The organism is Nostoc sp. CALU 546 (assembly GCF_048836525.1).
This window is the reverse complement of record NZ_JAWJTF010000185.1, coordinates 1-6,444: the sequence shown is the minus strand read 5'-3', so window position 1 is coordinate 6,444 and position 6,444 is coordinate 1. Positions and strand designations below refer to the sequence as shown.

The 6,444-nt window shown below is 40.8% G+C and carries 5 protein-coding genes and 1 pseudogene; 3 read left to right on the top strand and 3 right to left on the bottom strand.

Features of this window, described 5'->3' with window-relative positions; all coding sequences use genetic code 11:
* The 3 genes and pseudogenes from RRG12_RS41060 to RRG12_RS41050 form a co-directional block, all read left to right on the top strand.
* Positions 1-716: pseudogene (locus RRG12_RS41060) on the top strand (serine/threonine protein kinase); the annotation flags it as partial.
* A 172-nt stretch (positions 717-888) separates the two neighbouring features.
* Positions 889-2,349 (top strand): ABC transporter substrate-binding protein, encoded by a 1,461-nt coding sequence (locus tag RRG12_RS41055; protein WP_420758964.1) that lies wholly within the window; start codon positions 889-891, stop codon positions 2,347-2,349.
* 260 nt (positions 2,350-2,609) lie between these two features.
* The gene (locus tag RRG12_RS41050; protein WP_069068222.1) at positions 2,610-3,662 is read left to right on the top strand and encodes a hemerythrin domain-containing protein; all 1,053 of its coding nucleotides are present in this window, start codon (positions 2,610-2,612) and stop codon (positions 3,660-3,662) included.
* Positions 3,663-3,743: 81 nt separating this feature from the next.
* Here RRG12_RS41050 and RRG12_RS41045 read toward each other — a convergent pair whose 3' ends face one another.
* The 3 genes from RRG12_RS41045 to RRG12_RS41035 all read right to left on the bottom strand — a co-directional run.
* Complete coding sequence (locus RRG12_RS41045; protein WP_420758963.1) at positions 3,744-4,928, bottom strand: M20 family metallopeptidase; 1,185 nt, start codon at positions 4,926-4,928, stop codon at positions 3,744-3,746.
* Positions 4,929-5,152: 224 nt separating this feature from the next.
* A complete protein-coding gene (locus tag RRG12_RS41040; protein ID WP_069068234.1) occupies positions 5,153-5,716 on the bottom strand; it encodes a pentapeptide repeat-containing protein in 564 nt (187 codons plus the stop codon).
* A 410-nt stretch (positions 5,717-6,126) separates the two neighbouring features.
* Positions 6,127-6,444 (bottom strand): type II toxin-antitoxin system RelE/ParE family toxin (locus RRG12_RS41035; protein WP_420763153.1); only part of this gene is annotated, 318 nt, incomplete at its 5' end.

The following is a 6,444-nucleotide window of genomic DNA, read 5'->3' as shown; positions in this document are numbered from 1 at the left end:
TGGGTAAAGTTTTTCCATCTAGTGATATCTACAGTTTAGGAATAACTTGCTTTCATCTGCTGACTAATATTTCTCCTTCAACTTTGTGGATGAAACAAGGATATAGTTGGACTTCTAGTTGGCGACAGCATTTAACACAACCCATAAGTCAGGAATTAGAGATGATTCTTGATAAGTTCCTACGAGAAAATCATGAACAACGTTATCAATCTGCACAGGCTGTATTACAAGAGTTGAATAATCTGCCACCGCTAAGTTATACATTAGCTCCCACAGTTATTCCCCCTACTCTACCATCAAGTTCACAATCACAAAAACAACACAAATTAACTCGATATCTACCCCAATTTTCTAATAGTAAATTATTGTCTGGAGCAATCATTGCTGGATCAGGTAGTTCGTTCTTAGCGATCGCACTTATCAGTTTTCTCGGAACTACTTGGATTAGCTCTGGATTGTGGTTGATAATTTTAGCAGGGTTAGTCTTGATTCAATCTCGCCCGCTTCTAGAAAAAACTTATTTAATTATTATTGCTATAATAGCAAATCTACTCATTGTATTTACTTTCAGAAATCTACTAACCAATAATCTTCTAAAATCTGGTATAAATGGTCTGCTGCTTGTAGGGTTACTCGTTATTCTTGCAGGTTTATTGACACTGATTATCGTGAGTGTGTCTGAAATAATAAATAAACTTCTTTCTAAATATTTTTAAATTACTAGTACAACACGGCAGAAATAAACCAATCATTCCAAATCAACGAAACCCTTATGCTGTATTCATTTTAATTTTTAATTTTTAATTCCGCCTTGCGGTACTAGGTATGGCTAAATTTTCATAAATCTCTTGATTTCAGATAATTTTTGTAGAATTTGGGGAATTATTCATGACAAATAAAAAAGATAACTTGAGGCTGCTTATATCTCTAGGTCTGGCAGGAGTAATGGTAGCAGCTATTTTGTGGTTAATTAGCAAAGTTTCTTCGACCATTATAACACCATCAAACCCCATATCAGCTTCATCTTCATTGACAAATAAGCCTTCACTAATGAATTTGGGTACAAAGATTTTGGTGAAAGTGCAAACCTATCCTGAGAAAACAGATGGAGTTAAAGCTTTTGCTGAAAAAGATTTTACAACTGCTGTGAAAAAGTTCACCGCTTCTCTAAAAAATAATCCCAATGATCCAGAAACTTTAATTTATTTAAACAATGCCAAAATTGCACAAGATAATTCGAGCGCTCTGAAAGTTGCTGTCATCGCTCCAATTAACTTTGATCCGAGTTTATCAGAAGAAATTTTGCGTGGTGTAGCTCAAGCTCAAAATGAAGTTAATAACCAAGGAGGAATTAATGGTAAGAAGCTGCAAATTGTAATTGCAAGTGCTGAGAATAGAGAAGATTCTACACGGTTAGATAATGAATTAGTTCAAGACAAGAGTATTGTGGCAGCAGTAGGTGTTAGACGTAACGCCGCAATTTATAGTGAGAATCGCTTGGTGTTAGTTTTACCTGTCGAGCGACCAAATCAAGCCGAAAATCAAGAAAATTTAGAAAGCAATTCAATAAATAATCAACCTAATAGTTCCACAAATAATTACTTGTTTCATGTAAATCCGCTATATGATAATTTAGTAGATACTCATTCTCGCTACATTGCTCGACAAGCAAGAAATGTTGCTATTTGTGGTGATTCTCGTAGTTCAAGAAGTAATTCAAGCTCCTCATCAAGTCAGATACTTGTAGAACAGTACACTCAAGCAATCAAAAAATATGGCAGCAACGTTATTAGTACGCCTTGCAATTTGGCAGATAAGAATTTTGACCCTAGGGCTTTTGTAGATCAAGCCATAGAAACAGAAAATGCAAGTGGCTTTTTACTAATGCCCTCAATCAGAAATATATATTTTGCCACCAAAGTAGCACAAGAAGTTAGAGGCAGAAAACCACTGTTTGCTTCTGAAAGTATGTATAGTGCAACAACTTTACAAAATGGCAAGGATTTGGAAGGCATGGTATTACCTGTGTATTGGCATCGTGATGCTAATAAAGATAACCCCTTTGCAGAAAATGCCTTTCAGCTTTGGAATGCACAGGTAAATCAGAGAACAGCAGGAGCTTATGATGCAGTCCAAGCAATTATTACTGGCTTGAAACAAGATAACACCCGCGAAGGATTACAAAAGGTACTGTCTAATCCTAATTTCTCAACTTCAGGAGCAACAGGAATGATTCAGTTTTCGCCCTCTGGTGAGCGTCAAGGAGAAGCAATCTTAGTCAAAATCGAGCGTTGCGAGTCTTGCTCTACTGGAACTGGTTACGATTTTGCCCTCTTGAATAAGAAGTAGTTTTTTTGACGTTACTTGTCATTCTAAAGATATAGATTACTGCCAAATTTGTAATCTATATCTTTAGAATGTCATACTAAAATACTTGATTAGAATTGCAACGATCGCTTCAATTTTTATTTCTATTCTGGAACCCTAAAATTGTCTTTTTCTACCCAGAGTTGTGAACGCGATCACTCAAAAGAAAGATGGAATATCCCTAACCTCTATGTCAAGGTTATATCAGTAAGAATTACGAATACTTGCCGAGGAGAACACGGATGGTAGCTACATTAGATGATACGAAACGCAATGCTATTGCTCTAAAATTAGCAAGTCTTAAAGCACTCCAACAATTGGTGATCGAAAATGAGCGATCGCTTTTGACACAAGGACTTGATGCCGAAATTGCCGATCGCATCCGTAATTTCCTGAATGATGACGAAAAAAATCTTGGGGTTCTGGAAACTGTAATCGGTCAGTATGGCATTCAGGCTGAACCCAAAAAAACTGTTACAGAATTCATTGCAAAAGCTCGTGAATTGTTCAAAGGTTCTGAGTTGAGCCTGTATGAAAAAGTATCTCAGCATGAATTGCTGAAACATCAACTAGTAATGAGTGGCTTAATAGTTCACAAAGCTGCTCAAAAAGCTGGTGCTGACGTTTTGCTAGCGATCGCACCTTTGAACACCATTAACTTTGAAAACCGCGCTCACCAAGAGCAACTCAAAGGTATTCTAGAAATTCTGGGCGTCCGCGAACTCACAGGACAAGATGCAGATCAAGGAATTTGGGCACGTGTTCAAGACGCTATGGCCGCAGTCAGTGGTGTTGTAGGTAGTGCTGTTACTCAAGCCAGTGACAAAAAGGATATGAATATCCAGGATGTCCTTCGCCTGGATCACAACAAGGTAAATACCCTGTTCACCGAACTACTGCAAAGCAACAATCCACAAAAGATCCAAGAGTACTTCGGTCAAATTTACAAGGATCTAAGTGCCCACGCCGAAGCTGAAGAAGAGACAGTCTATCCAAGAGTACGTCCTTTCTACGGTCAAGATAACACCCAAGAATTGTTTGATGAACAAGCTCATGCCAAGCAAGCATTAGAAGAAATCAAGGCTCTCAGCCCATCTTCACCCCAATTCAAAGATAAAGTCAAACAGCTGATGGATGCTATTGGCGATCATATTCGTCAAGAAGAAACCACAATGTTTGCTGCTATTCGCAACAACTTAAGCACTGAGCAAAGTGAACAACTTGCGACTGAATTCAAAGCTGCTAAGACTCGAATTCAACAAAAACTAGGTGTTGTTACTGAATCAAATGTATAGGATGCTTTCGGGCTTTCTATAACTGCTAACAAAGATTAGTTAAATCAAAACTCCCAGCAGATCAACGCTGGGAGTTTTTGTTTACAAATTTTGCTGATGGTATTTATAAGCAGCGTATGCCATAGTTACAACCCCGGTGATAATAGCAGATTCATCAACTTCAAATTGGGGATGGTGTAATGGGTGGTTGATGATTCTTTCTTGGTAGCCTACACCCAAGCGAAACATAGAACCGGGGGCGTGTTCCAAATACATAGAAAAATCTTCAGCACCAAGGGAAGGTTCGGGTAAGACTTGAACGCGATCGCTACTCCAAGCTTCTTCTGCGGCTGATTGTAACAATTGCGTCAGGGTATAATCATTTTGAACACTGGGTACACCCTGGCGATAATTGACTTGATAGTTTGCTCCGTAGGTATGGCAAACATTAGATACAATATTTTCAATCCATTTCGGGAGATGGGCACGAGTTTCAGGATGGAGCGATCGCACGGTTCCCAATAACTGCACTTTATCCGCAATTATATTCGGCGCTCTGCCACCATTAATCTTCCCAATACTCAATACTACAGGACGTAAAGGATTCTGCGTCCGGCTGATAGCTTGTTGCAGTGCAGTAATGACTTGGCAAGAAATCCAAATCGCATCAATGGCCTCATGGGGACGCGCCCCATGTCCAGATTCTCCCATAATCAGAATTTCTAAATCATCAGCGGCGGCTGTCAATGCCCCGTAACGCACGCCAATAGATCCTGCGGGTATAGAAGGGAAAACATGAACCCCTAATACAGCCGAAACATTTTCCATCGCTCCATCTTTCACCATCCAGCTTGCCCCTTGGGCAATTTCCTCTGCTGGCTGAAATAAAAACCGCACTTTCCCACCCAACTCCTCTGCTAGCTGGGACAGCACCATTGCCGTTCCTAACCCCACTGTGGCGTGGACATCGTGACCGCACGCGTGCATAATCCCATCTGCACGAGAGGCATATTCCAAATTAGTGCCTTCTTGAATTGGTAAGGCATCCATATCGGTGCGAATTGCTAACAAACGGTCATTTTGCTTAGTGCCTTGGAGTTCTCCAATAACACCCGTTTTGCCAACTCCTTCTTCTACGTGCAGACCGCTAGAAGACAAAACACCAGCTACGAAGGCTGCTGTTTGGTACTCCTGACCGCTGAGTTCTGGGTGAGAGTGAATGTGGCGGCGAATTTCAATTAACCGGGGTGCTAGTTTTGCTGCTAAGTCTTTAATAGAGGTAAGCATTGATTCAATTAATCTATACGCTTTTTTCCCATGATAAAGAACTGTTAACAAACAAAATGCTTTTGCTATACAAGGATGAAGCAGAGGGGCAGAGGGGCAGGGGGGCAGGGGGGCAGGGGAGCAGGGGAGGATGGGGGAGATAAGGGAGACGAGGGAGAAATAAGCAATGCCCAATGCCCCATGCCCAATGCCCCATGCCCAATGCCCCATGCCCCATGCCCAATTTATTTTGAATAACAGGTTGTGCCTGGAGTATCTTCGGGTTGAAACTCGTTACATTCTCTAAGATTTTGACGCTCTAACGACCAGCCATAAGGTTTATCGGAGGTGACTACACCATTAGCTAGAGTTGTTAGTCGGAAGTTAGCCCCCCGAAAATTGGTAAAATCCAATTTCGCATCTTTTAAGTTTGCTGCTTCTAAATTGGCGCTGATAAAACCGGCAAAAGATAAATTGGCATTTTCCAGGGATGCTGATTTCAAATTTGCTCCTGTTAAGGAAGCACCACTGAGATTTGCTGAATTTAGAACCGCACCTTCTAAATTTGCACCGGTGAGATCGGCATTCGTGAGATTAACTTCAGATAATGTAGCGCCGCTCAAGTCAGCCCCTCGCAAATTTGCTCCAGTTAGATTTACTTGAGTTAGATCAGCACCACTCAAATTACACCGGGGACAGGCACTTGTTGCCTTCAACTGATCTAAATCTAGCTGATTTAATGCAAGGCTCTGCTCTGCAAACCCGAAACAAGCTAATAGGACGCTAGTAGCAACAATCTTAAATTTCATATTTTTTACAGATATCCACAAAAATGACAAGTTACGCACATTGCGTACTGTCATAGTTACATATACCGCCTCCCTAAAAAACAGCAGGGATGAAGCATTCATTAAGAAGCTGTAAAAATACTATAAATTCTAGTGGTAAGACTACTCAAATTGAAATGTAGGCTATAGAATCGATTCGTAAGGAACTATACCGAACCAATTATAGACTACCATATATGTGATCCCCCTAGCTCGATGAAAAATACGACTAGGGGGATCTTGTTTTTGGGCACTTGATTGAAAATGTTGGGTTTCGTTCCCCAAAGCGCGATCGCCGATAGCATATTGGTAAAATCAGCTTTTCAACGATCGCCCCTTATCCGTCACCATCCAAAATGCTGCTGATATCTTGTGTTGCGTAGCGCGATCGCCTACTCTGGATCAGGTTCAATAGGCGCTTGACGACTGTGGCGGACATGAATAATAGCTACAACATCCTCCTCAACCACAAACAATACTCGATATTGTCTACGTTTACAGACGAAGAGTTGACGAATTTCTCGCCCAATTGCTTGTGCTTCGGGCGCTATTGGGCATCGTTTGGGAAACAGGTGTAGGGAGGCAATCTCATCTTGCAAGTCGTAATACCATTGATTAGCAGTTTCAGCATCAAAGTTGTCACACATCCAACGGTAAGTGTTTTCTATGTCTTGAAACGCGCTTGGCTGGATCAAAACCTGATAAGTCAT

Excerpts from the sequence above, each read along its gene's own strand:
- RRG12_RS41050 (WP_069068222.1), top strand. The coding sequence starts at position 2,610 with ATGGTAGCTACATTAGATGATACGAAACGCAATGCTATTGCTCTAAAA.
- RRG12_RS41055 (WP_420758964.1), top strand. The coding sequence starts at position 889 with ATGACAAATAAAAAAGATAACTTGAGGCTGCTTATATCTCTAGGTCTG.
- RRG12_RS41040 (WP_069068234.1), bottom strand. The coding sequence starts at position 5,716 with ATGAAATTTAAGATTGTTGCTACTAGCGTCCTATTAGCTTGTTTCGGG.
- RRG12_RS41045 (WP_420758963.1), bottom strand. The coding sequence starts at position 4,928 with ATGCTTACCTCTATTAAAGACTTAGCAGCAAAACTAGCACCCCGGTTA.